The following is a 19,814-nucleotide window of genomic DNA, read 5'->3' as shown; positions in this document are numbered from 1 at the left end:
CCCGCAGTGTGAGCGGGCTAAAAACCAAAGAAGCTATGCGCAATCGCTTCCAGGGCAAGGCAGCTGCTTGGGGGCTCAGCTGCCTCGATACGTTGAATAGGCGTAAGGTGAAATCAGCAAGGGCACATGGTAATGCTCTTGCTCCTGGGAAATACCAAAGCGCAGCACCACCACATCCAGGAACGCCGGTTCGGACAGCTGGACGCCACGGGCGCGATAGTAATCGCCGGCATGGAATTGAATCTGATAGACGCCGCTGCGGTAGTCATCCCCTTGCAACAGCGGTGTATCGCAACGGCCGTCGCTATTGGTCAATGCACTGGCGACCAAGTGCAATTGCGAACCTTCAACGCGGTACAGCTCGACCTTGATCGAGCTGCCCGGGCAGCCGTGTGCGGCATCCAAAACGTGTGTAGTCAGACGTCCCATTGATTGTGCGTGCCTCGCTGCTGAGCAGCCCGGCACGGCGCCTCCTGAGTCAGTTGAAAGACAGGCCGCACCGTTTCGAAGCACGAAACGATGCAGCAGTGGACGAATTAAGACACTTCAAACAGAAATTGTACACAATTAAAAACACGAATCTGCCTGATTTGGCTGATGATGCACGCGGCACTTCGATCTGTGCCCGATCCAGCGCACCCGGAGGCTGCCAGGGTATAAATTGACCAAGTGGGCAGATTTCTTGCAGTGTAGACAAACCGTCGCCTGCGGTAAAAAATGCAAAAAACGGGCTTACAAGTCGCTCGATAAGTTGTATACAATCACTCCATCGTCGTGACGCCAGCCAGATATTCAAGCCCGAGCGCCACCCACATGGTTCGAACAAGAAGGAAGACTGCAGTGAGCGCTGACTACCCACGCGACCTGATCGGTTACGGCAGTAACCCTCCCCATCCTCATTGGCCGGGCAATGCCCGCATCGCCCTGTCCTTCGTGCTCAACTACGAAGAAGGCGGCGAGCGCAACATCCTGCATGGCGACCGTGAGTCCGAAGCGTTCCTCTCGGAAATGGTGTCGGCGCAACCGCTGTTGGGCGAGCGCAACATGAGCATGGAGTCGCTGTATGAGTATGGTAGCCGTGCCGGTGTCTGGCGCATCCTCAAGTTGTTCAAGGAATTCGACATTCCGCTGACCGTCTTCGCCGTCGCCATGGCCGCGCAGCGCCACCCCGACGTGATCCGCGCCATGGTCGCCGCCGGTCATGAAATCTGCAGCCACGGCTATCGCTGGATCGACTACCAGTACATGGATGAAGCCCAGGAGCGCGAGCACATGCTCGAAGCGATCCGCATCCTCACTGAAATCACTGGCGAACGCCCGCTGGGCTGGTACACCGGCCGCACCGGTCCCAACACCCGCCGGCTGGTGATGGAAGAAGGCGGTTTCCTTTATGACAGCGACACCTACGACGACGACCTGCCCTACTGGGAACCGAACAACCCCACCGGCAAGCCGCATCTGGTGATCCCGTACACCCTCGACACCAACGATATGCGTTTTACCCAGGTGCAGGGTTTCAACAAGGGCGACGATTTCTTCCAGTACCTGAAGGACGCTTTCGACGTGTTATACGCCGAAGGCGCCGAAGCACCGAAGATGCTTTCCATCGGCCTGCACTGCCGGCTGATCGGCCACCCCGCGCGCCTGGCCTCTCTCAAGCGTTTCCTCGAATACGCCAAGAGCCATGAGCAGGTCTGGTTCAGTCGCCGCGTCGATATTGCTCGTCACTGGCAGCAGGCTCATCCGTATCAGGGGCCGTCCAAATGACCGCTTTCCAGACCCTCAAGCCTTCTACGCTGAGCCGCGAAGCCTTCATCAAAGCCTTCGCCGATATCTATGAACATTCGCCATGGGTGGCCGAGAAAGCTTTCGATCTGGGCCAGGATCCGTCGATCGACCAGATCGAAACCCTGCATCAGCGCATGAGCGACATCCTGTTGAGCGCCGATCACGCCAGCCAACTGGCGTTGATCAACGCTCACCCGGACCTGGCCGGCAAAGCTGCCGTCCAGGGCCAACTGACCGAAGCCAGCACGAACGAACAGGCTGGCGCCGGTATTCACCAATGCACGGCCGAAGAGTTCCAGCGCTTCACCGAGCTGAACGAGGCCTACAAAGCCAAGTTCAAGTTTCCCTTCATCATGGCGGTAAAAGGCAGCAACCGGCACCAGATCCTCGCCGCGTTCGAAACGCGCATCCATAACTCGACAGACGTCGAATTCAAATGCGCACTGGCCGAGATCAACAAGATCGCGTTGTTCCGATTACTGACCCTTTAGCGAGCAGCACCTCAAGACCAGGTCCTGCAAGCATCCCCAGCCAACTTATCAAAGGCAGACAAGAAGAATGAAAGCTTACGCCGTACCGTTCGAGAAGTTCGTCAACCTGGCCGACGCCCGCCTGGGTACCAAAATCATCTCGGTGACCGACGACTGGTTCGCCGACGCCAACCGGCTGTTCCAGCCGACCCCGGCCGTGTGGAAGGAGGGCGTATTCGATGACAACGGCAAATGGATGGACGGCTGGGAGTCGCGCCGCAAGCGCTTCGAAGGCTACGACAGCGCGGTGATTCGCCTCGGTGTACCCGGCTCGATCAAGGGCGTGGACATCGACACCTCATTCTTCACCGGCAACTACCCGCCGTCGGCCTCCCTGGAAGCCTGTTTCCTGGCGGAAGGCGAGCCGGACGAAAACACCCAGTGGACCGAAGTGCTGTCGGCCGTCGAGTTGAAAGGCGACAGCCACCACTACCACGAAATCGGCAATGACCAAGCCTTCAGCCACCTGCGCTTCAACATCTATCCGGATGGTGGCGTGGCTCGCCTGCGGGTGTACGGCATTCCATACCGTGACTGGTCGGCCGTGGGCGACAACGAACAGATCGACCTGGCTGCTGCCCTCAACGGTGGCCGCGCCCTGGCCTGCTCCGACGAACACTTCGGCCGCATGAGCAACATCCTCAACCCGGGCCGTGGCATCAACATGGGCGACGGCTGGGAAACCGCCCGTCGTCGCACCCCCGGCAATGACTGGGTGATTGTCGCCCTGGGCCACGCCGGCATCGTTGAAAAAGTCGTCGTCGACACGCTGCACTTCAAGGGCAACTACCCCGACAGTTGCTCGATCCAGGGCGCATTCGTCAAGGGCGGCACCGACAGCCAGATCGAGACCCAGTCGCTGTTCTGGCGCGAACTGCTGCCGAGCCAGAAGCTGGAGATGCACGCCGAACACACCTTTGCCGAACAGATCAAGGCGCTGGGACCGATCACCCACATTCGCCTGAATGTGTTCCCGGACGGTGGCGTGAGTCGCCTGCGTGTATTGGGCAAGGTAGCTAAATAAGACTGCGATGATCGTTCCCACGCTCTGCGTGGGAATGCATACCGTGACGCTCCGCGTCACAGTGGACGCGGAGCGTCCATGGCGGCGTACCCACGCAGAGCGTGGGTACGATCAAACTCAAAAGATTAAGAAGACCAGCATGCGCACACTCAAGATCGAACCGCTGACCAAAGAAGCCTTCGCCCCGTTCGGTGACGTGATCGAAACCGACGGCAGCGATCACTTCATGATCAACAACGGTTCGACCATGCGCTTCCATCGCCTGGCGACGGTTGAAACCGCTACGCCGGACGATCAGGCGATCATCAGCATTTTCCGCTCCGACGCGCAGGACATGCCGCTGACCGTGCGCATGCTGGAGCGTCATCCGCTGGGCAGCCAAGCCTTCATTCCGCTGCTCGGCAACCCCTTTCTGATCGTGGTCGCGCCACTTGGCGATGCACCTGTATCAGGCTTGGTCCGCGCCTTCGTCACCAACGGCAGGCAGGGCATCAATTACCATCGCGGCGTCTGGCACCACCCGGTGCTGACGATCGAAAAGCGGGATGACTTCCTGGTGGTTGATCGCAGTGGCACAGGTAATAACTGCGATGAGCATTTTTTCAAAGAGGATGAGTACTTGATCCTCGCCCCCCACCAATAAGAGAAGGTCCGATCACCCGAAACAAGGGTGACGGGCGAGAGGTAAAGACTGTGGAAGCACATTTGCTGGAATGGCTGAACCTGAGCATTCGCTGGGTTCATATGATCACTGGCGTGGCCTGGATCGGCGCGTCGTTCTACTTCGTCTGGCTGGAAAACAACCTCAATCGCGTCAACCCCCGCAGCGGCCTGGCGGGCGACCTGTGGGCCATCCACGGTGGCGGTATCTATCACCTGGAAAAATACAAACTCGCGCCACCGTCCATGCCGGACAACCTGCACTGGTTCAAATGGGAAGCCTACTTCACCTGGATGTCGGGCATCGCCCTGCTGTGCGTGGTGTTCTATTGGAACCCGACTGTCTACCTGCTGGCTCCCGGCAGCAGCTTGAGTGGCGCCGAGGGCGTGGCCCTGGGCATCGGTTCTTTGTTCGTCGGCTGGTTCGTCTACTCCTTTCTTTGCGACTCCGCCCTGGGCAAGCGCCCTGCCCTGCTCGGCCTGATCCTTTTCGTGCTGTTGATCGCCGCGGCATACGGGTTCAGCAAGGTGTTCAGCGGTCGTGGGGCTTACCTGCACGTGGGCGCGGTCATCGGCACGATCATGGTCGGTAACGTGTTCCGCATCATCATGCCGGCACAACGGGCCTTGGTCGCGGCCATCGCCGAGAATCGCACGCCTGACCCGGCGTTGCCGGCCAAGGGCTTGTTACGCTCGCGCCACAACAACTACTTCACCCTGCCGGTGCTGTTCATCATGATCAGCAACCACTTCCCGAGCACCTACGGCAGCCAATACAACTGGCTGATCCTGGCAGGGATCGCCGTGGCGGCGGTGTTGGTGCGGCACTACTTCAACACGCGGCATGACAGCAACAAATTCGCCTGGACCTTGCCGGTAGGTGCCCTGGCGATGATCTGCCTGGCTTATGTCACCGGCCCCAAGCCCATGTCCACCGCGCCGGAAGTGGCCAAGAACCCGAGCGTCATCGAGTACCAGCCATTGCCGGAGACCGCAGTGGGCGGTGGCGCCAAACCGGCGACGGCGGCGACCGCCCCGGCAGCGGCGCCCACCCAGGCTTCCAACGCCCAAGGCCCTTCGTTCGAGAAAGTCCATAGCGTGATCCAGGAACGCTGCTCGGTCTGCCATTCGGCCAAACCCACCAGTCCGCTGTTCAGCGCAGCGCCGGGCGGGGTGATGTTCGACACGCCGCAGCAGATCCAGCAAGAGGCCGCGCGCATCCAGGCCCAGGCGGTGACCACGCAGATCATGCCGCTGGGCAACATCACGCAGATGACCCAGCAGGAACGCGATCTGATCGGCGCCTGGATCACCCAAGGCGCGCGCACCAACTAGTTCCGTTACACACGCAATACCGCAGACAGGCAGACCGGCACCCGACCGGTCGCCCGTCAGCGGCTGCCTGCGCCTCAACAATAAGAACAAGAGGAACGCCCCCATGCAGATGCCCGACCGTTACTCACAACTCGTCGCAAATGCGCCGTTGCCGCGCACTTGAGCCTCTACGGGCAAGTCCGTATCCTGCGCGGCCGTTCGAACCCGGACACCTCATAACAACAATCAAAACCTGAGCGACTCACCGACTTTCAGCCCTTGCCACAAACAAAAAGCTGACCGAACGGATGTTTTGTCCGTGGAAAAAGGCGCCACACCAGAGCGCTGACGACAAGAAACGCGGTACCACCTACCTTTGGGAGCAAACCGAATGAAACGTACGAGCACCAACCTGATACTCGCGGGATCGTTGTTGGCCGGGGGCCAGGCGATGGCAGGCGATCTCCTCCAGTGGCAGAACAACAGCCTGAGCTACCTCTATGGCAAGGATTTCCAGATCAATCCGCGCATCCAGCAAACCGTGACGTTCGAGCACGCCGATGCCTGGAAATACGGCGACAACTTCTTCTTCCTCGACCGGATCTTCTACAACGGCCAGGACGACAGCAATTCCGGCCCGAACACTTATTACGGCGAATTCAGCCCACGCTTGTCGTTCGGCAAGATCTTCGACCAGAAGCTCGCCCTGGGTCCGGTCAAGGACGTCCTGCTGGCCATGACCTACGAGTTCGGCGAAGGCGACAACGAGTCATACCTGATCGGCCCGGGTTTCGACCTGGCGATTCCCGGTTTCGATTACTTCCAACTGAATTTCTACAATCGCCAGACCGAAGGCCCGCGTGCCGGCGACAACGTCTGGCAGATCACCCCGGTCTGGGCCATTACCGTGCCCGTGGGTTCATCCGACATCCTGTTCGACGGGTTCATCGATTGGGTCGTGGACAATGACACCAATTCCAAGGGCACGTACCACGCCAACCTGCACATCGTCCCGCAGATCAAATACGACTTGGGCAAGGCGTTGAAACTGGGCGCCAAGCAGCTGTATGTCGGCGTGGAATATGACTACTGGAAAAACAAGTACGCGATTGAAGACAGCGATGGGTTCAAGACCAACCAGAGCAATACCAGCTTTTTGCTGAAGTACCACTTCTGATCGAAACAAGCGTTCCCAGCAGGTCCATTGTCGGCGCGAGCCGGCTCACGGTAACGGTGGACCTGCTTGCAACCCTAGAAACCGGCATAACGCGTCACGCTGCGCCAACGCATCCTGACGCCCCAGCTCGATCAACTCGCCGCAATAACCTGCCTCGAACAGTAGATAACTCAGCACTCCGGCGCCGCTGGTCTTGGTCGCACCCGGCCCGCGCAAGAATACCCGCAACGCACGCGGTAACTCCTGGCGATGGCGGGCGGCGATCTCGTCGATTGGCTGGCTCGGCGAAATCACCAGCACCTCCACCGGAGCTGCGCCGAGGGCGTGGGCCGGTACGTCGTCGGGTAGCATGTGACTGAACTGGTTCAGGCGCTCGAGCAGCTCGATGTCGCTTTCCAGGCTGTCGATGAACGTGCTGTTGAGCATATGGCCGCCGATCTGTGCGAGGGTCGGTTGCTGGCCGGTGTAGGTGCGCTCCGTCGGAGTCAGCCCACCCGCGCCACGGGGGTTGCCGCTCACACCGATGACCAGCACTCGATTCGCCCCCAGGTGCAGGGCCGGGCTGATCGGCGCCGATTGGCGCACCGCGCCGTCGCCGAAATACTGTGGGCCGATCTTGACCGGAGCGAACAGCAAGGGAATCGCCGAGCTGGCCAGCAGATGCTCCACCGTCAGCTGCGTGGGCACACCGATGCGCCGATGCCGAAGCCAGGCGCCAATGGTGCCGCGACCTTGATAGAACGTCACCGCCTGTCCGGATTCGTAGCCGAACGCTGTCACCGCCACTGCGCGCAATTGATGCTCGGCGATCGCCTGTTCGATGCCCGACGCGTGAAATTGTGCCTGGAGCAGCTCGCGCAGCGGCGAACTGTCGATCAGCGCCACTGGCAGCTTGGCGCCCAGGCCGAGCAGGCTATGACTGAAAAAACGCGTCGCCTGGCCCATCACTCCACGCCAGTCGCTGCGCATGACCTGATGGCTGCGCACCGCCTGCCAGAAGGCCGTCAGGCGTTCGATGGCGTTCTTGAAATCCATCGCCCCACTCGCCAGGCTGACCGCATTGATCGCTCCGGCCGACGTGCCGACGATCACCGGGAAAGGATTTCGCGCCCCGTCCGGCAACAACTCGGCGATGGCCGCCAGTACGCCTACCTGATACGCCGCTCGAGCCCCGCCGCCGGAAAGAATCAAACCTGTTACCGGTTCAGCTGGGGTCATCGCAATACTCCGTCGTCAGTCAATTAGGCTACACGCTCAACCACGCTTTTCGTACAACTTCGGCTCGCCCGGTGGACGGGTCTTGAACCGCCGGTGGGCCCAGAGGTACTGCTCGGGGCACTGGCTTACCGAGCGTTCCACCCATTGGTTGATCCGCAGGCAATCGGCCTCTTCGGTCTCGCCCGGAAAATCTTCCAGCGGCGCCTGGATCACCAGACGATAGCCGCTGCCATCGGCCATGCGTTCCTGGACGAACGGCACGACCAGCGCCTTGCCCAAGCGGGCGAATTTGCTGGTTGCGGTCACTGTCGCCGCCTGGATACCGAACAGCGGCACGAACACACTTTGCTTGGCGCCGTAGTCCTGGTCCGGCGCATACCAGATCGCCCGGCCGGCGCGCAGCAACTTGAGCATGCCGCGCACATCATCGCGCTCCACCGCCAGGGAATCGAGGTTGTGGCGCTCACGGCCCCGGCGCTGGATGTAGTCGAACAGCGGGTTCTTGTGCTCACGATACATGCCATCGATGGTGTGCTGCTGCCCCAGCAACGCCGCGCCGATTTCCAGCGTGGTGAAATGCAGCGCCATCAGGATCACGCCCTTGCCGTCGCGCTGGGCCTGCTTGAGATGCTCGAGCCCTTCGACATGGGCGAGCTTCGCCAGGCGCGAACGTGACCACCACCAGCTCATGGCCATTTCGAAGAAGGCGATGCCAGTGGAGGCAAAGTTTTCCTTGAGCAAGCGCTTGCGTTCGGCAGCGGACTTATCGGGGAAACACAACTCCAGGTTGCGACTGGCGATGCGCCGCCGGTCGCCGGCCACCCGGAACATCAGCGCGCCCAAGAGACGACCGACCCGCAGTAACAGCGGATAAGGCAACTGGACCATCAGCCACAACAATCCCAGGCCACACCACAGCAGCCAGAAACGCGGATGAAAAAACGCAGCTCGAAAACGCGGGCGATCCATTACAGCTTCCATCAAGACCTGGGCCGCGCATTCTACATTGTTCGACTCGGCTTGCGGCTCGCGGGCGATCTCGTTATAAGTCTCGGCACTTTTAGTGACAAGTCGTTGTACGCCGACCATGAGCCAAACCGAACCGCTAGACCAAGATCCCGTGTTCCAGCTGAAGGGCAGCATGCTCGCCATTACGGTGCTGGAACTGGCCCGTAACGACCTGGAAGGTCTTGACCGGCAGTTGGCGGCGAAAGTCGCCCAGGCCCCGAATTTTTTCAGCAACGCCCCGCTGGTGCTGGCGTTGGACAAGCTGCCGGCCGGCGAAGGCTCGGTGGATTTGCCAGGCCTGATGCGCGTTTGCCGCCAGCACGGCCTGCGCACCCTGGCGATCCGCGCCAGCCGCATTGAAGACATCGCCGCCGCCATCGCCGTGGACATTCCGGTGCTGCCGCCCTCCGGCGCCCGCGAACGCGTGCTGGAGCTGAGCCCGGCCGAACCGAAAAAGCCGGAAAAACCGCCAGAGCCCTCCGTCAAGCCCACTCGAATCATCACCTCGCCGGTGCGCGGCGGACAGCAGATCTACGCCCAGGGTGGCGATCTGGTCATCGTGTCCTCGGTCAGCCCGGGCGCGGAACTTCTGGCCGATGGCAACATCCATGTATACGGCCCGATGCGCGGCCGAGCGCTGGCCGGTGTCAAGGGCGACACCAAGGCGAGGATTTTCTGTCAGCAGTTGAGCGCGGAACTGGTCTCCATCGCTGGGCATTACAAGGTTTCCGAGGATTTGCGGCGCGACCCGTTGTGGGGGGCCGGCGTCCAGGTCAGCCTTTCGGGCGACGTGTTGAACATCATTCGGCTTTAACGGATACTGCCGCATTTTCCAAGCATCTCTAAAACGTAGCGAAAACGGCTTAAAGGACGTAGGAAAAAGATCAGGCAGTGTTTACCGAAGGTAGACCCCGCCGCACATCCGATTCCAGCCAAGCCTGTCCAATTGCAGCAGTTTTCCAGAGATGTTTTTCAGGGGCTGACAAAGTCCTTTTTCCTTAGGGGTGAAACACCTTGGCCAAGATTCTCGTGGTTACATCCGGCAAGGGTGGTGTGGGTAAGACCACCACCAGCGCCGCTATCGGTACCGGCCTCGCCTTGCGCGGCCACAAAACAGTCATCGTCGACTTCGACGTCGGCCTGCGTAACCTCGACCTGATCATGGGTTGCGAGCGTCGCGTGGTCTATGACTTCGTCAACGTGGTCAACGGCGAAGCGAACCTGCAGCAGGCCCTGATCAAGGACAAGCGCCTTGAAAACCTCTACGTGCTGGCCGCCAGCCAGACCCGCGACAAAGACGCGCTGACCCAGGAAGGCGTGGAAAAAGTCCTGATGCAACTCAAGGAAGACTTCGAGTTCGTGGTTTGCGACTCCCCGGCCGGTATCGAGAAGGGTGCCCACCTGGCCATGTACTTCGCGGACGAAGCGATTGTCGTGACCAACCCGGAAGTGTCGTCGGTACGTGACTCCGACCGCATGCTGGGCCTGTTGGCGAGCAAATCCCGACGCGCCGAGAAAGGCGAAGAGCCGATCAAGGAACACTTGCTGCTGACCCGCTACAATCCGCAACGCGTCAGCGACGGCGAAATGCTCGGCGTCGAAGACGTCAAGGAAATCCTCGCGGTGACCCTGCTGGGCGTGATTCCAGAATCCCAAGCCGTACTCAAGGCCTCGAACTCCGGTGTGCCGGTCATTCTTGACGACCAGAGCGACGCCGGCCAGGCGTACAGCGATGCAGTCGATCGACTGCTGGGCAAAACCGTCGAGCATCGATTCCTCGATGTCACGAAGAAAGGTTTCTTCGAGCGCCTGTTTGGAGGTAGGTAATGAACCTTTTTGACTTCTTTCGTGCCAACAAAAAGCCAAGTACTGCCTCGGTAGCGAAAGAGCGTCTACAGATCATCGTGGCGCACGAACGCGGCCAACGCAGCACCCCGGATTACCTGCCTGCGTTGCAGAAGGAACTGGTGGAAGTGATCCGCAAGTACGTCAATATCGGCAACGATGACGTGCATGTCGCACTGGAAAGCCAGGGCAGCTGCTCGATCCTGGAACTCAATATCACCCTGCCGGATCGCTGATCGCACCGGCGGGAGCCACGGCGGCTCGGGCTCTTCTGCTCTTCCTTGGGGAATTGAGAAAGGCCCGAGCCGCCGTTGGCGTTTGTAACGAGACTGTTTAATGCCCCTGTCCAACATCCGCATTATCCACCAGGACGCCGCCGTGCTCGTGGTCGACAAGCCGACCCTGTTGCTCTCCGTGCCTGGCCGGGCGGACGACAACAAAGACTGCCTGATCACCCGCCTGCAGGAAAACGGCTATCCGGAAGCACGAATCGTGCACCGGCTGGACTGGGAGACGTCGGGCATCATCCTGTTGGCCCGCGACCCGGATACGCATCGCGAACTGTCTCGGCAGTTTCATGACCGTGAAACCGAAAAAGCCTACACGGCGTTGTGCTGGGGCCAACCGGAGCTGGACAGCGGCAGCATCGATCTGCCCTTGCGCTACGACCCGCCGACCAAACCTCGTCACGTGGTGGACCATGAACAAGGCAAACACGCCCTGACGTTCTGGCGCGTGCTGGAACGCTGCGACGACTGGTGTCGGGTCGAGCTGACGCCGATCACCGGGCGCTCGCACCAGTTGCGGGTGCACATGCTTTCCATCGGCCATCCGTTGCTGGGTGACGGACTCTACGCCCACCCGCAGGCCTTGGCCGCCTGGCCACGCTTGTGCCTGCACGCCAGCATGCTCAGCTTCACCCACCCGCAAAGTGGCGAGCGCCTGCGCTTCGAATGCCCGGCGCCGTTCTGAGAAACACCCTCGCCACAGTTCCGCCAGGAATGCTCACCAACGCTGCTAATACGGTAAACTCCCGCCCATTGCTGTCTGGAGTTATTTATGCGCGCAGAGTTGAACCAAGGCCTCATCGACTTCCTCAGGGCCTCCCCCACCCCATTCCACGCCACCGCCAGCCTTGTCCAGCGCCTGGAGGCGGCGGGTTACCAGCGTCTTGACGAACGCGAAACCTGGGCCACCGAAGCCAACGGTCGTTATTACGTCACGCGCAACGATTCCTCGATCATCGCCTTCAAGCTCGGCCGCAACTCACCGCTGCACGACGGCATCCGCCTGGTCGGCGCCCATACCGACAGCCCTTGCCTGCGGGTCAAGCCGCAGCCTGAACTGCAACGCCACGGGTTCTGGCAGCTGGGCGTCGAAGTCTACGGCGGCGCGCTGCTGGCGCCATGGTTCGACCGTGACCTGTCGTTGGCCGGTCGCGTGACCTTCCGCCGCGATGGCAAGGTCGAGAGCCAATTGATCGATTTCAAGGCACCGGTCGCCACGATTCCAAACCTGGCCATTCACCTCAATCGCGAAGCCAACCAGGGCTGGGCGATCAACCCGCAGAACGAGCTGCCGCCGATTCTCGCGCAGTTCGCCGGCGACGAGCGCGTCGATTTCCGTGCCGTGCTCACCGATCAACTGGCCCGCGAACATAGCCTGAATGCCGACGTCGTGCTCGATTACGAGCTGAGTTTCTACGACACCCAAAGCGCCGCGGTCATCGGCCTGAACGGCGATTTCATTGCTGGCGCGCGCCTGGACAACCTGCTGTCGTGCTACGCCGGGCTGCAGGCCTTGCTGACCGCCGACACCGAGGAAACCTGCGTGCTGGTGTGCAATGATCACGAAGAAGTCGGCTCGTGCTCGGCCTGTGGCGCCGACGGTCCGATGCTCGAACAGACCCTGCGTCGCCTGCTGCCCGAAGGTGAAGAGTTCGTACGAACCATTCAGAAATCCCTGCTGGTGTCTGCCGACAACGCCCACGGCGTGCATCCCAACTATGCCGACAAGCACGACGCCAACCACGGCCCCAAACTCAACGCCGGGCCGGTGATCAAGGTCAACAGCAACCAGCGCTACGCCACCAACAGCGAAACCGCCGGGTTCTTCCGCCATCTGTGCATGGCCGAAGAGGTGCCGGTGCAGAGCTTCGTGGTGCGCAGCGACATGGGCTGCGGCTCGACCATCGGCCCGATCACCGCCAGCCAACTGGGCGTGCGCACGGTGGACATCGGCCTGCCGACGTTCGCCATGCATTCGATCCGCGAGCTGTGCGGCAGCCATGACCTGGCGCATCTGGTGAAAGTGCTGAGCGCGTTCTACGCCTGTCGCGAATTGCCGTAAGCCTTCGTGGCGAGGGAGCTTGCTCCCGCTGGGTGGCGCAGCCGCCCCAAATTTGCAACTGAATGCAGATATGCCAGTGCTGCGCACTGGAGCGGGAGCAAGCTTCCTCGCCACAAGAGCGTTCGCTTCGAAATGTGCGAAGGCTAATGATCTGCCCGCCAAACCCCGACTAGACTGACCTTATCCCTCCCGACAAGGCTGTCGCCATGATTTCCATGTCTTCGTTCAACGCCATGCTGGTGCCCATCATCGCCGGCATGATCCTGCTCGCCATCGGCTTCAATTTCCGCGACAAGAACGTCGGGGTGTTCGCCATGTGGATTGGCATGTTGCTTATCCTCTTGACCGTGCTTTTCAGGATCATGGCCAAGCTCAACGAGTCTTCCTGAGCCCGCTTCAAACTGGCTGCGCCGGGACGTCGACGCCGACATGAATCGCATCGTGCCGCCAGAACTCCAGGTCGCAATCGATCAAGCGCTGGTGCTGGTCATAATTGACCCGCGCAATCCGCAACCCAGGGCTACCGACCGAGACTTTCAGCGCCGCCGCCGCTTCTGGCTGTAGCGACGTCGGCACGATTTCGAATCTCACCCGGCCGTAGTGCAGGTCGTAATGGCTCGCATACAACTCGGTCATCGACTGGTTGAGGTCGAACTCCAGGATGTCCGGAAAATACAGTGGGTTCAGGTAATGCTCGACGTATAGCACCAGGCGTTCATCTATGCGCCGGGTGCGGCAGATCTGGATGACGCTTGACAGTGCCGGCAATTGGAGCCAGGCGCACACCGCCGCCGAGGCCGGCTGCAGGCGCGCCGAGATCACTTCGGTGGACGGCACTCGCCCCTGGGCAGCGACCATGGCGTGGAAATGACTGCGCTGCATCAGGTTATAGGCCAGCCGTGGCGGCGAGACAAACCAGCCTCGACGCTCCTCCCGGTAGATCTGTCCCTGGGCTTCGAGCTGCAACAGCGCCTCGCGAACGGTAATCCGGGTGGTGCCGAACAATTCGCTGAGCTTGCGCTCGGCCGGCAACTTGCAACCGGGCGCCAGCAAGCCGTGGTCGATCTGCTCTTGCAGGACCTGCCCGATGGTTGTCACCGCTTTGGTTGCCTCAACGCGCATCAACGTTACCTATCTGGACTAGACCAGCACTGTTTCGGGGCAGGATCGTCACCGTGTCGATCCGCAATTCACGCCTTCAAGCCTAGGCGTTAAGCATGACTGGCAGATGACAGAACCGCTGAACGGTCTGTCCGTATCCTTGCAATTTAACGGCCATGTCCTTGCAGATCAGTTGTTTATCCATGGTCTACGCTTATGACGCAGCGAGCCTCAATGAGCCTGACGATTGCTGGCGAACTTCCCATCGACATCAAAATGTCATGGGACGCGCCTACATTGGCTCAGGTATTGCTGACCTAGACCAACACAACCGCAATCGCAGCGTTGAAAACGCCCATAGGAGCTTCGGATGAAACGGCTTTTCCTGGCATCACTGTTAGGCTCGACCATTGCCATGTGCACCGCCGCCATGGCCGCTGATACCGATCTGAAAACACTGGAAGCCGCTGCGAAAGCGGAAGGCGCCGTCAACAGCGTCGGCATGCCCGACGACTGGGCGAACTGGAAAGGCACCTGGGACGACCTGGCCAAGCTCTACGGTTTGAAACACATCGATACCGACATGAGCTCGGCCCAGGAAATCGCCAAGTTCGCCGCCGAGAAAGACAACGCCAGCGCCGATATCGGTGACGTCGGCGCGGCCTTCGGCCCGATCGCAGTCAAGCAAGGCGTGGTGCAACCCTACAAGCCAAGCACTTGGGAACAGATCCCGGACTGGGCCAAGGACAAGGACGGCAACTGGGCACTCGCCTACACCGGCACCATCGCCTTCATCGTCAATAAGAAACTGCTGCACGGCTCCGATGTACCGACCAAATGGGCCGATCTGAAAACCGGTAAGTACAAGGTCTCGATTGGCGACGTGAGTACCGCCGCCCAGGCCGCCAACGGCGTGCTGGCAGCGGCCCTGGCCAACGGCGGCAACGAGAAAAACGTTCAACCGGCCTTGTTGATGTTCGCCGAGATCGCCAAGCAGGGACGCCTTTCCATGGCCAACCCGACCATCGCCACGATGGAAAAAGGTGAAGTCGAAGTCGGTGTGGTCTGGGATTTCAACGGCCTGAGCTACAAAGCCAAGATGGCAAACCCGGATGACTACGTCGTGCTGATTCCGTCCGACGGCTCGGTCATCTCCGGCTACACCACCATCATCAACAAATACGCCAAGCACCCGAACGCCGCCAAGCTGACCCGCGAATACATCTTCAGCGACGCCGGGCAGATCAACCTGGCCAAAGGCAACGCCCGCCCCATCCGAGCCGAGCACTTGAAACTGCCGGAAGAAGTCCAGGCCAAGTTGCTGCCGAACGAGCAGTACAAAGGCGTGACCCCGATCAAGGATGCGGACGCGTGGGAGAAGACTTCCAAGGCACTGCCGCAGATGTGGAATGAACACGTCATCGTCGAGATGAAGTGAGGCGCTAGCCCCGCTCGGATATCCGCTGGGAATTCTTGTGGGAGCGGGCTTGCTCGCTTCCACCGGGACCCTGGTTCGTTCGAGTTTCCTGGTCCTTGTCCCGGAGTCGCGGTATCCATGAAGCACAACGTCATCCTGGTAGTGCTCGACGGCCTCAACCATGAAGTCGCCCGGCATGCCATGGGACATTTGCAGGCGTATGTTGGCGCAGGACGCGCGGCGCTCTACAAGTTGGAATGTGAACTACCCGCCCTGTCCCGCCCACTCTACGAATGCATCCTCACCGGCGTCGTGCCCATCGACAGCGGGATCGTGCACAACAATGTCTCGCGCCTGTCCAATCAGCGGAGCATTTTTCACTACGCCACCGACGCCGGCTTGAGCACGGCAGCCGCTGCGTATCATTGGGTCAGTGAGCTCTATAACGCGTCACCGTTCATAGCCGGCCGGGACCGTCATACCGAAAACCCCGACCTGCCGATTCAATACGGGCATTTCTACTGGAATGACCACTACCCCGATTCCCATCTGTTCGCCGACGCCGAACACTTGCGCCAGCGCTACCTGCCGAACTTCTTGCTGGTCCACCCGATGAACATCGACGATGCCGGCCACAAGCACGGCCTCGACACCCCGCAATACCGCAACAGTGCCCGCTCGGCCGACATAAACCTGGCGGTCTACCTGCAAGCCTGGCTCGACGCCGGTTACCAGGTGCTGGTGACCTCGGACCATGGCATGAACAACGACCGTTCCCACAACGGTTTGCTGGCCGAAGAACGGGAAGTGCCGCTGTTCGTGCTGGGTGACAGCTTCAGTTTCGATCCCGCTGCCGCGCCCAAGCAGACCGAACTGTGCGGCACCATTTGCCAATTGCTCGGCGTCGACCACGACAAACCTTATTGCCAGGAGTTACTCAAGTGAACGCCATGACGCGCGGCAAATGGCTGGCAGCGTTGTGCCTGGTGCCCTTCGCGATTTTCTTCATCGTGTTCCAGATCGCCCCGCTGCTTTGGGTGCTGGTCAACAGTCTGGAATCGGAAGAGTTCGGCTGGGGCCTGGCCAATTTCAGCAAGATCTTCAGCTCAAAGTTTTACCGGCAGGCGATCCAGCACAGCCTGGAAATCAGCTTCTGGTCCAGCGTCTTCGGCATCATCATCGCCGTTCTCGGCAGCTACTCCCTGCGCCGTGTCGATTCGCGGCTACGCAACTTCGTCAACGCGTTCGCTAACATGACCAGCAACTTCGCCGGCGTGCCCCTGGCCTTCGCCTTCATCATTTTGCTGGGGTTCAACGGCAGCATCACGATCATGCTCAAGCAGGCGGGGATCATCGAGGATTTCAACCTCTACTCGAAAACCGGCCTGATCATTCTCTACACGTACTTCCAGATTCCCCTCGGCGTGCTGCTGCTCTACCCAGCCTTTGATGCGTTGCGCGAAGACTGGCGAGAGTCCGCCGCCCTGCTCGGCGCCAACGGCTGGCAATTCTGGCGGCACATCGGCTTGCCGGTACTGACCCCGGCGCTGCTGGGCACTTTCGTGATCCTGCTGGCCAACGCCCTCGGTGCCTACGCGACGGTCTATGCCCTGACCACTGGCAATTTCAACGTCCTGCCGATTCGCATCGCAGCCATGGTATCCGGCGATATTTCCCTCGACCCGAACATGGCCAGCGCCTTGGCCGTAGTGTTGGTGGCGTTGATGACCCTGGTAACCATCGTCCATCAATTGCTGCTCAAGAGGAGCTACCATGTCTCGCGCTGAATCGAGCTCCGTCGGGCTCTATCATCGGGTGGTGGTGTACCTGCTGTTCGCCATCCTGCTGCTGCCCTTGATCGGCACGCTGGTCTACTCCATCGCCAGCAGTTGGTCGGCCACCGTGTTGCCCAGCGGCTTCACCTTCAAATGGTACGTGCAGCTATGGAGCGATCCGCGCTTTCTGAACGCGTTCGGCCAATCGCTGATCGTCTGCGTCGGCGCGCTGGTGCTCTCGGTGGTGCTGATCCTGCCGCTGCTGTTCGTGGTGCATTACCACTTTCCCAAGCTCGACGCGCTGATGAACATCCTCATCCTGCTGCCCTTCGCGGTGCCGCCGGTGGTGTCCTCGGTGGGGTTGTTGCAGCTCTATGGCTCCGGACCGCTGGCGATGGTGGGCACACCGTGGATCCTGATCGGCTGCTACTTCACCGTTGCCCTGCCGTTCATGTACCGGGCGATCACCAACAATCTGCAAGCCATCAACCTGCGGGACTTGATGGACGCCGCCCAACTGCTCGGCGCCAGCACTTTCCAGGCGGCGTTGCTGGTGGTGCTGCCGAACCTGCGCAAGGGCTTGATGGTTGCGCTGTTGCTGTCCTTCTCGTTCCTGTTCGGCGAGTTCGTGTTCGCCAACATCCTCGTCGGCACACGCTATGAAACCTTGCAGGTGTACCTGAACAACATGCGCAACAGCAGCGGCCACTTCACCAGTGCGCTGGTGATTTCCTACTTCTTCTTCGTACTGGTCCTGACCTGGGCGGCCAACATCTTGAACAAGGACAAAAGCCAATGAGCTACGTCAGCGTCCAACACCTGCAAAAAAACTACGCGGGCACACCGGTGTTCAGCGACATCAATTGCGAAATCCACAAGGGCGAATTCGTCACTCTCCTCGGACCTTCGGGCTGCGGCAAATCCACGCTGCTGCGCTGCATCGCCGGCCTGACCGCGGTGGACGCGGGCCAGATCCTGCTGGACGGCCAAGACATCGTGCCGCTGAGTCCGCAGAAACGCGGGATCGGCATGGTCTTCCAGAGCTATGCATTGTTCCCCAACATGACCGTGGAGCAGAACGTCGCTTTCGGCCTGCGCATGCAAAAGGTCGCGGCCGACGACAGTCGCCAGCGCGTGCTGGAGATCCTGCGCCTGGTGGAGCTGCATGATTTTGCCGCGCGCTATCCTCATCAACTGTCTGGCGGCCAATGCCAGCGCGTGGCCCTGGCCCGCTCGCTGGTCACCCGGCCACGGCTGTTGCTGCTGGATGAGCCGCTGTCTGCACTGGATGCGCGGATTCGCAAGCATCTGCGCGAACAGATCCGACAGATTCAACGTGAGTTGGGCCTGACCACGATCTTTGTCACACACGATCAGGAAGAAGCCCTGACCATGTCTGACCGAATTTTCCTGATGAACCAGGGAAAGATCGTACAAAGCGGCGATGCCGAAACGCTTTACACTGCGCCAGTCGATGTCTTTGCCGCCGGCTTCATCGGCAACTACAACCTGCTCGACGCCGACACCGCCACCCGCCTGCTGCAACGCCCGGTGAACAGCCGCATCGCGATTCGCCCGGAAGCCATCGAGCTGAGCCGCAACGGCCAGGCCGATGCACTGATCCGCAGCCACAGCCTGCTGGGCAACGTGATCCGTTACCGGGTCGAGGCCCGTGGCGTGGAACTGATGGTGGATGTGCTCAACCGCTCGGCGGCAGACCTGCATCCCGATGGGGCACGGCTGGCACTTACCATCGATCCGTCGGCGCTGTGTGAGGTAGCCTGACGGCTCTATTGATGTTGAAAATGATTCTGAAAAGGGAAACGCGCTGATGGCCCTGGCAATATTTGATCTGGACGAAACCCTGATCCACGGCGACTGCGCCACCCTCTGGAGCGAACAGATGGGGCGCCTGGGCTGGGTCGACCCTGAGTCGTTCATGCGGCGCAACAACGAGCTTATGGACGCCTACAGCCACGGCAAGTTGCGCATGGAAGAGTACATGGACTTCAGCCTGGAACCGATGATCGGCCGTACGCCGGAAGAAATCGAGCATCTGGTGGCGCCATGGGTGGAAGACTTCATCGAGCCGATCATCTTCAGCGACGCCACCAAGGCCATCGCTGAACACCGCAAGGCCGGTGATCGAGTCCTGGTGATCTCGGCCTCGGGCACGCATCTGGTCAAGCCGATTGCCGAACGCCTGGGCATCGACGAGATCCTGGCGATCGAGCTTGAAGTGGCCCATGGCGTCTACAGCGGCAAGACCGTGGGCACCCTGACCTACCGCGAGGGCAAGATCGAGCGACTGCTGGATTGGCTGGATGCCGAGGAAGAGAACCTCGAAGGCGCGAGTTTCTACTCCGATTCGCGCAACGACCTGCCGTTGTTACTCAAGGTCGATCACCCGCACGTGGTGAACCCGGACCCGGTGCTGAAGGCCCATGCCGAGTTGGCTGGGTGGCCTATTCATACCTGGAAGTGAACACCAAGCAAGAACAACACTCCGCCCCCCGTGAAGTGCGCCCCAGAAGTTGGACACCCTATCCAACCTCCGGGGTGTTTTCATGAGTAAGTACACATCGCAATTCAAGCTGTCCGCTATCAC

Annotated in this window: 22 protein-coding genes; 18 read left to right on the top strand and 4 right to left on the bottom strand. The window is 60.4% G+C overall.

The window, feature by feature from the left end:
- Positions 1–75: 75 nt before the first annotated feature.
- Complete coding sequence (uraH, locus tag HU806_RS05135; protein WP_186610358.1) at positions 76–429, bottom strand: hydroxyisourate hydrolase; 354 nt, start codon at positions 427–429, stop codon at positions 76–78.
- A 411-nt stretch (positions 430–840) separates the two neighbouring features.
- On the opposite strand from uraH, the gene puuE reads away from it, so the two are divergent.
- The 6 genes from puuE to HU806_RS05105 all read left to right on the top strand — a co-directional run bounded on the left by puuE (position 841) and on the right by HU806_RS05105 (position 6,493).
- Positions 841–1,767 carry an allantoinase PuuE gene (gene puuE / locus HU806_RS05130; protein WP_186610357.1) on the top strand — a complete coding sequence of 309 codons (927 nt, stop codon included), beginning with the start codon at positions 841–843 and terminating at the stop codon, positions 1,765–1,767.
- Complete coding sequence (gene uraD / locus HU806_RS05125) at positions 1,764–2,279, top strand: 2-oxo-4-hydroxy-4-carboxy-5-ureidoimidazoline decarboxylase (protein ID WP_186610356.1); 516 nt, start codon at positions 1,764–1,766, stop codon at positions 2,277–2,279. The genes puuE and uraD overlap by 4 nt, the downstream gene beginning before the upstream one ends.
- A gap of 67 nt (positions 2,280–2,346) precedes the next feature.
- Entirely contained in the window at positions 2,347–3,342 is a 996-nt protein-coding gene (gene alc, locus HU806_RS05120; RefSeq protein ID WP_186610355.1) for an allantoicase, read from the top strand.
- 139 nt (positions 3,343–3,481) lie between these two features.
- A complete protein-coding gene (locus tag HU806_RS05115; protein ID WP_186610354.1) occupies positions 3,482–3,985 on the top strand; it encodes an ureidoglycolate lyase in 504 nt (167 codons plus the stop codon).
- A gap of 50 nt (positions 3,986–4,035) precedes the next feature.
- On the top strand, positions 4,036–5,337 hold the full coding sequence (locus HU806_RS05110) for a urate hydroxylase PuuD (protein WP_186610353.1): 1,302 nt from the start codon (positions 4,036–4,038) through the stop codon (positions 5,335–5,337).
- 370 nt (positions 5,338–5,707) lie between these two features.
- Positions 5,708–6,493 (top strand): outer membrane protein OmpK, encoded by a 786-nt coding sequence (locus HU806_RS05105; RefSeq protein ID WP_186610352.1) that lies wholly within the window; start codon positions 5,708–5,710, stop codon positions 6,491–6,493.
- 45 nt (positions 6,494–6,538) lie between these two features.
- Here the strand turns inward: HU806_RS05105 and HU806_RS05100 are convergent, their stop codons facing one another.
- A complete protein-coding gene (locus HU806_RS05100) occupies positions 6,539–7,711 on the bottom strand; it encodes a patatin-like phospholipase family protein (protein ID WP_186610351.1) in 1,173 nt (390 codons plus the stop codon).
- A 36-nt stretch (positions 7,712–7,747) separates the two neighbouring features.
- Entirely contained in the window at positions 7,748–8,680 is a 933-nt protein-coding gene (locus HU806_RS05095) for a lipid A biosynthesis lauroyl acyltransferase (protein WP_186610350.1), read from the bottom strand.
- A gap of 118 nt (positions 8,681–8,798) precedes the next feature.
- On the opposite strand from HU806_RS05095, the gene minC reads away from it, so the two are divergent.
- The 6 genes from minC to HU806_RS05065 all read left to right on the top strand — a co-directional run bounded on the left by minC (position 8,799) and on the right by HU806_RS05065 (position 13,302).
- Complete coding sequence (gene minC, locus HU806_RS05090; RefSeq protein ID WP_186610349.1) at positions 8,799–9,533, top strand: septum site-determining protein MinC; 735 nt, start codon at positions 8,799–8,801, stop codon at positions 9,531–9,533.
- A gap of 200 nt (positions 9,534–9,733) precedes the next feature.
- Entirely contained in the window at positions 9,734–10,546 is an 813-nt protein-coding gene (gene minD, locus HU806_RS05085; RefSeq protein WP_003179114.1) for a septum site-determining protein MinD, read from the top strand.
- A complete protein-coding gene (gene minE, locus HU806_RS05080) occupies positions 10,546–10,800 on the top strand; it encodes a cell division topological specificity factor MinE (protein WP_039594520.1) in 255 nt (84 codons plus the stop codon). The genes minD and minE overlap by 1 nt, the downstream gene beginning before the upstream one ends.
- 100 nt (positions 10,801–10,900) lie before the next feature.
- Positions 10,901–11,536: an RluA family pseudouridine synthase gene (locus HU806_RS05075; protein WP_186610348.1), complete on the top strand. Its 636-nt coding sequence runs from the start codon at positions 10,901–10,903 to the stop codon at positions 11,534–11,536.
- A gap of 87 nt (positions 11,537–11,623) precedes the next feature.
- Complete coding sequence (locus HU806_RS05070) at positions 11,624–12,913, top strand: M18 family aminopeptidase (protein ID WP_186610347.1); 1,290 nt, start codon at positions 11,624–11,626, stop codon at positions 12,911–12,913.
- A 206-nt stretch (positions 12,914–13,119) separates the two neighbouring features.
- On the top strand, positions 13,120–13,302 hold the full coding sequence (locus HU806_RS05065; RefSeq protein ID WP_186610346.1) for a hypothetical protein: 183 nt from the start codon (positions 13,120–13,122) through the stop codon (positions 13,300–13,302).
- A gap of 7 nt (positions 13,303–13,309) precedes the next feature.
- On the opposite strand, the gene HU806_RS05060 is transcribed toward HU806_RS05065, so the two are convergent.
- A complete protein-coding gene (locus tag HU806_RS05060) occupies positions 13,310–14,035 on the bottom strand; it encodes a UTRA domain-containing protein (RefSeq protein ID WP_186610345.1) in 726 nt (241 codons plus the stop codon).
- 349 nt (positions 14,036–14,384) lie between these two features.
- Here HU806_RS05060 and HU806_RS05055 point away from each other — a divergent pair, with 349 nt between their 5' ends.
- The 6 genes from HU806_RS05055 to HU806_RS05030 all read left to right on the top strand — a co-directional run bounded on the left by HU806_RS05055 (position 14,385) and on the right by HU806_RS05030 (position 19,691).
- A complete protein-coding gene (locus tag HU806_RS05055; RefSeq protein WP_186610344.1) occupies positions 14,385–15,452 on the top strand; it encodes an ABC transporter substrate-binding protein in 1,068 nt (355 codons plus the stop codon).
- Between the two features lie 117 nt (positions 15,453–15,569).
- Positions 15,570–16,376 (top strand): alkaline phosphatase family protein, encoded by an 807-nt coding sequence (locus HU806_RS05050; protein WP_186610343.1) that lies wholly within the window; start codon positions 15,570–15,572, stop codon positions 16,374–16,376.
- Positions 16,377–16,381: 5 nt separating this feature from the next.
- Entirely contained in the window at positions 16,382–17,218 is an 837-nt protein-coding gene (locus HU806_RS05045) for an ABC transporter permease (protein WP_186610549.1), read from the top strand.
- Positions 17,205–18,005 (top strand): ABC transporter permease, encoded by an 801-nt coding sequence (locus HU806_RS05040; RefSeq protein ID WP_186610342.1) that lies wholly within the window; start codon positions 17,205–17,207, stop codon positions 18,003–18,005. The genes HU806_RS05045 and HU806_RS05040 overlap by 14 nt, the downstream gene beginning before the upstream one ends.
- Positions 18,002–18,991 (top strand): ABC transporter ATP-binding protein, encoded by a 990-nt coding sequence (locus HU806_RS05035; RefSeq protein ID WP_186610341.1) that lies wholly within the window; start codon positions 18,002–18,004, stop codon positions 18,989–18,991. Before HU806_RS05040 ends, HU806_RS05035 begins: the two co-directional genes overlap by 4 nt.
- Positions 18,992–19,037: 46 nt before the next feature.
- A complete protein-coding gene (locus tag HU806_RS05030; RefSeq protein ID WP_186610340.1) occupies positions 19,038–19,691 on the top strand; it encodes an HAD family hydrolase in 654 nt (217 codons plus the stop codon).
- Positions 19,692–19,814: the final 123 nt, after the last annotated feature.

It is taken from the genome of Pseudomonas sp. SWRI154 (assembly GCF_014268645.1).
Classification (GTDB): Bacteria; Pseudomonadota; Gammaproteobacteria; order Pseudomonadales; family Pseudomonadaceae; genus Aquipseudomonas; species Aquipseudomonas marvdashtae.
This window is presented reverse-complemented; position numbering and strand designations above follow the sequence as displayed.

Coding starts and splice junctions, on each gene's coding strand:
- HU806_RS05060 (WP_186610345.1), bottom strand. CDS start 14,035: ATGCGCGTTGAGGCAACCAAAGCGGTGACAACCATCGGGCAGGTCCTG.
- HU806_RS05075 (WP_186610348.1), top strand. CDS start 10,901: ATGCCCCTGTCCAACATCCGCATTATCCACCAGGACGCCGCCGTGCTC.
- uraH (WP_186610358.1), bottom strand. CDS start 429: ATGGGACGTCTGACTACACACGTTTTGGATGCCGCACACGGCTGCCCG.
- HU806_RS05115 (WP_186610354.1), top strand. CDS start 3,482: ATGCGCACACTCAAGATCGAACCGCTGACCAAAGAAGCCTTCGCCCCG.
- HU806_RS05070 (WP_186610347.1), top strand. CDS start 11,624: ATGCGCGCAGAGTTGAACCAAGGCCTCATCGACTTCCTCAGGGCCTCC.
- HU806_RS05040 (WP_186610342.1), top strand. CDS start 17,205: ATGTCTCGCGCTGAATCGAGCTCCGTCGGGCTCTATCATCGGGTGGTG.
- uraD (WP_186610356.1), top strand. CDS start 1,764: ATGACCGCTTTCCAGACCCTCAAGCCTTCTACGCTGAGCCGCGAAGCC.
- minC (WP_186610349.1), top strand. CDS start 8,799: ATGAGCCAAACCGAACCGCTAGACCAAGATCCCGTGTTCCAGCTGAAG.
- HU806_RS05095 (WP_186610350.1), bottom strand. CDS start 8,680: ATGGATCGCCCGCGTTTTCGAGCTGCGTTTTTTCATCCGCGTTTCTGG.
- HU806_RS05055 (WP_186610344.1), top strand. CDS start 14,385: ATGAAACGGCTTTTCCTGGCATCACTGTTAGGCTCGACCATTGCCATG.
- minE (WP_039594520.1), top strand. CDS start 10,546: ATGAACCTTTTTGACTTCTTTCGTGCCAACAAAAAGCCAAGTACTGCC.
- HU806_RS05105 (WP_186610352.1), top strand. CDS start 5,708: ATGAAACGTACGAGCACCAACCTGATACTCGCGGGATCGTTGTTGGCC.
- HU806_RS05050 (WP_186610343.1), top strand. CDS start 15,570: ATGAAGCACAACGTCATCCTGGTAGTGCTCGACGGCCTCAACCATGAA.
- HU806_RS05100 (WP_186610351.1), bottom strand. CDS start 7,711: ATGACCCCAGCTGAACCGGTAACAGGTTTGATTCTTTCCGGCGGCGGG.
- alc (WP_186610355.1), top strand. CDS start 2,347: ATGAAAGCTTACGCCGTACCGTTCGAGAAGTTCGTCAACCTGGCCGAC.
- HU806_RS05065 (WP_186610346.1), top strand. CDS start 13,120: ATGATTTCCATGTCTTCGTTCAACGCCATGCTGGTGCCCATCATCGCC.
- HU806_RS05045 (WP_186610549.1), top strand. CDS start 16,382: ATGACGCGCGGCAAATGGCTGGCAGCGTTGTGCCTGGTGCCCTTCGCG.
- HU806_RS05030 (WP_186610340.1), top strand. CDS start 19,038: ATGGCCCTGGCAATATTTGATCTGGACGAAACCCTGATCCACGGCGAC.
- HU806_RS05035 (WP_186610341.1), top strand. CDS start 18,002: ATGAGCTACGTCAGCGTCCAACACCTGCAAAAAAACTACGCGGGCACA.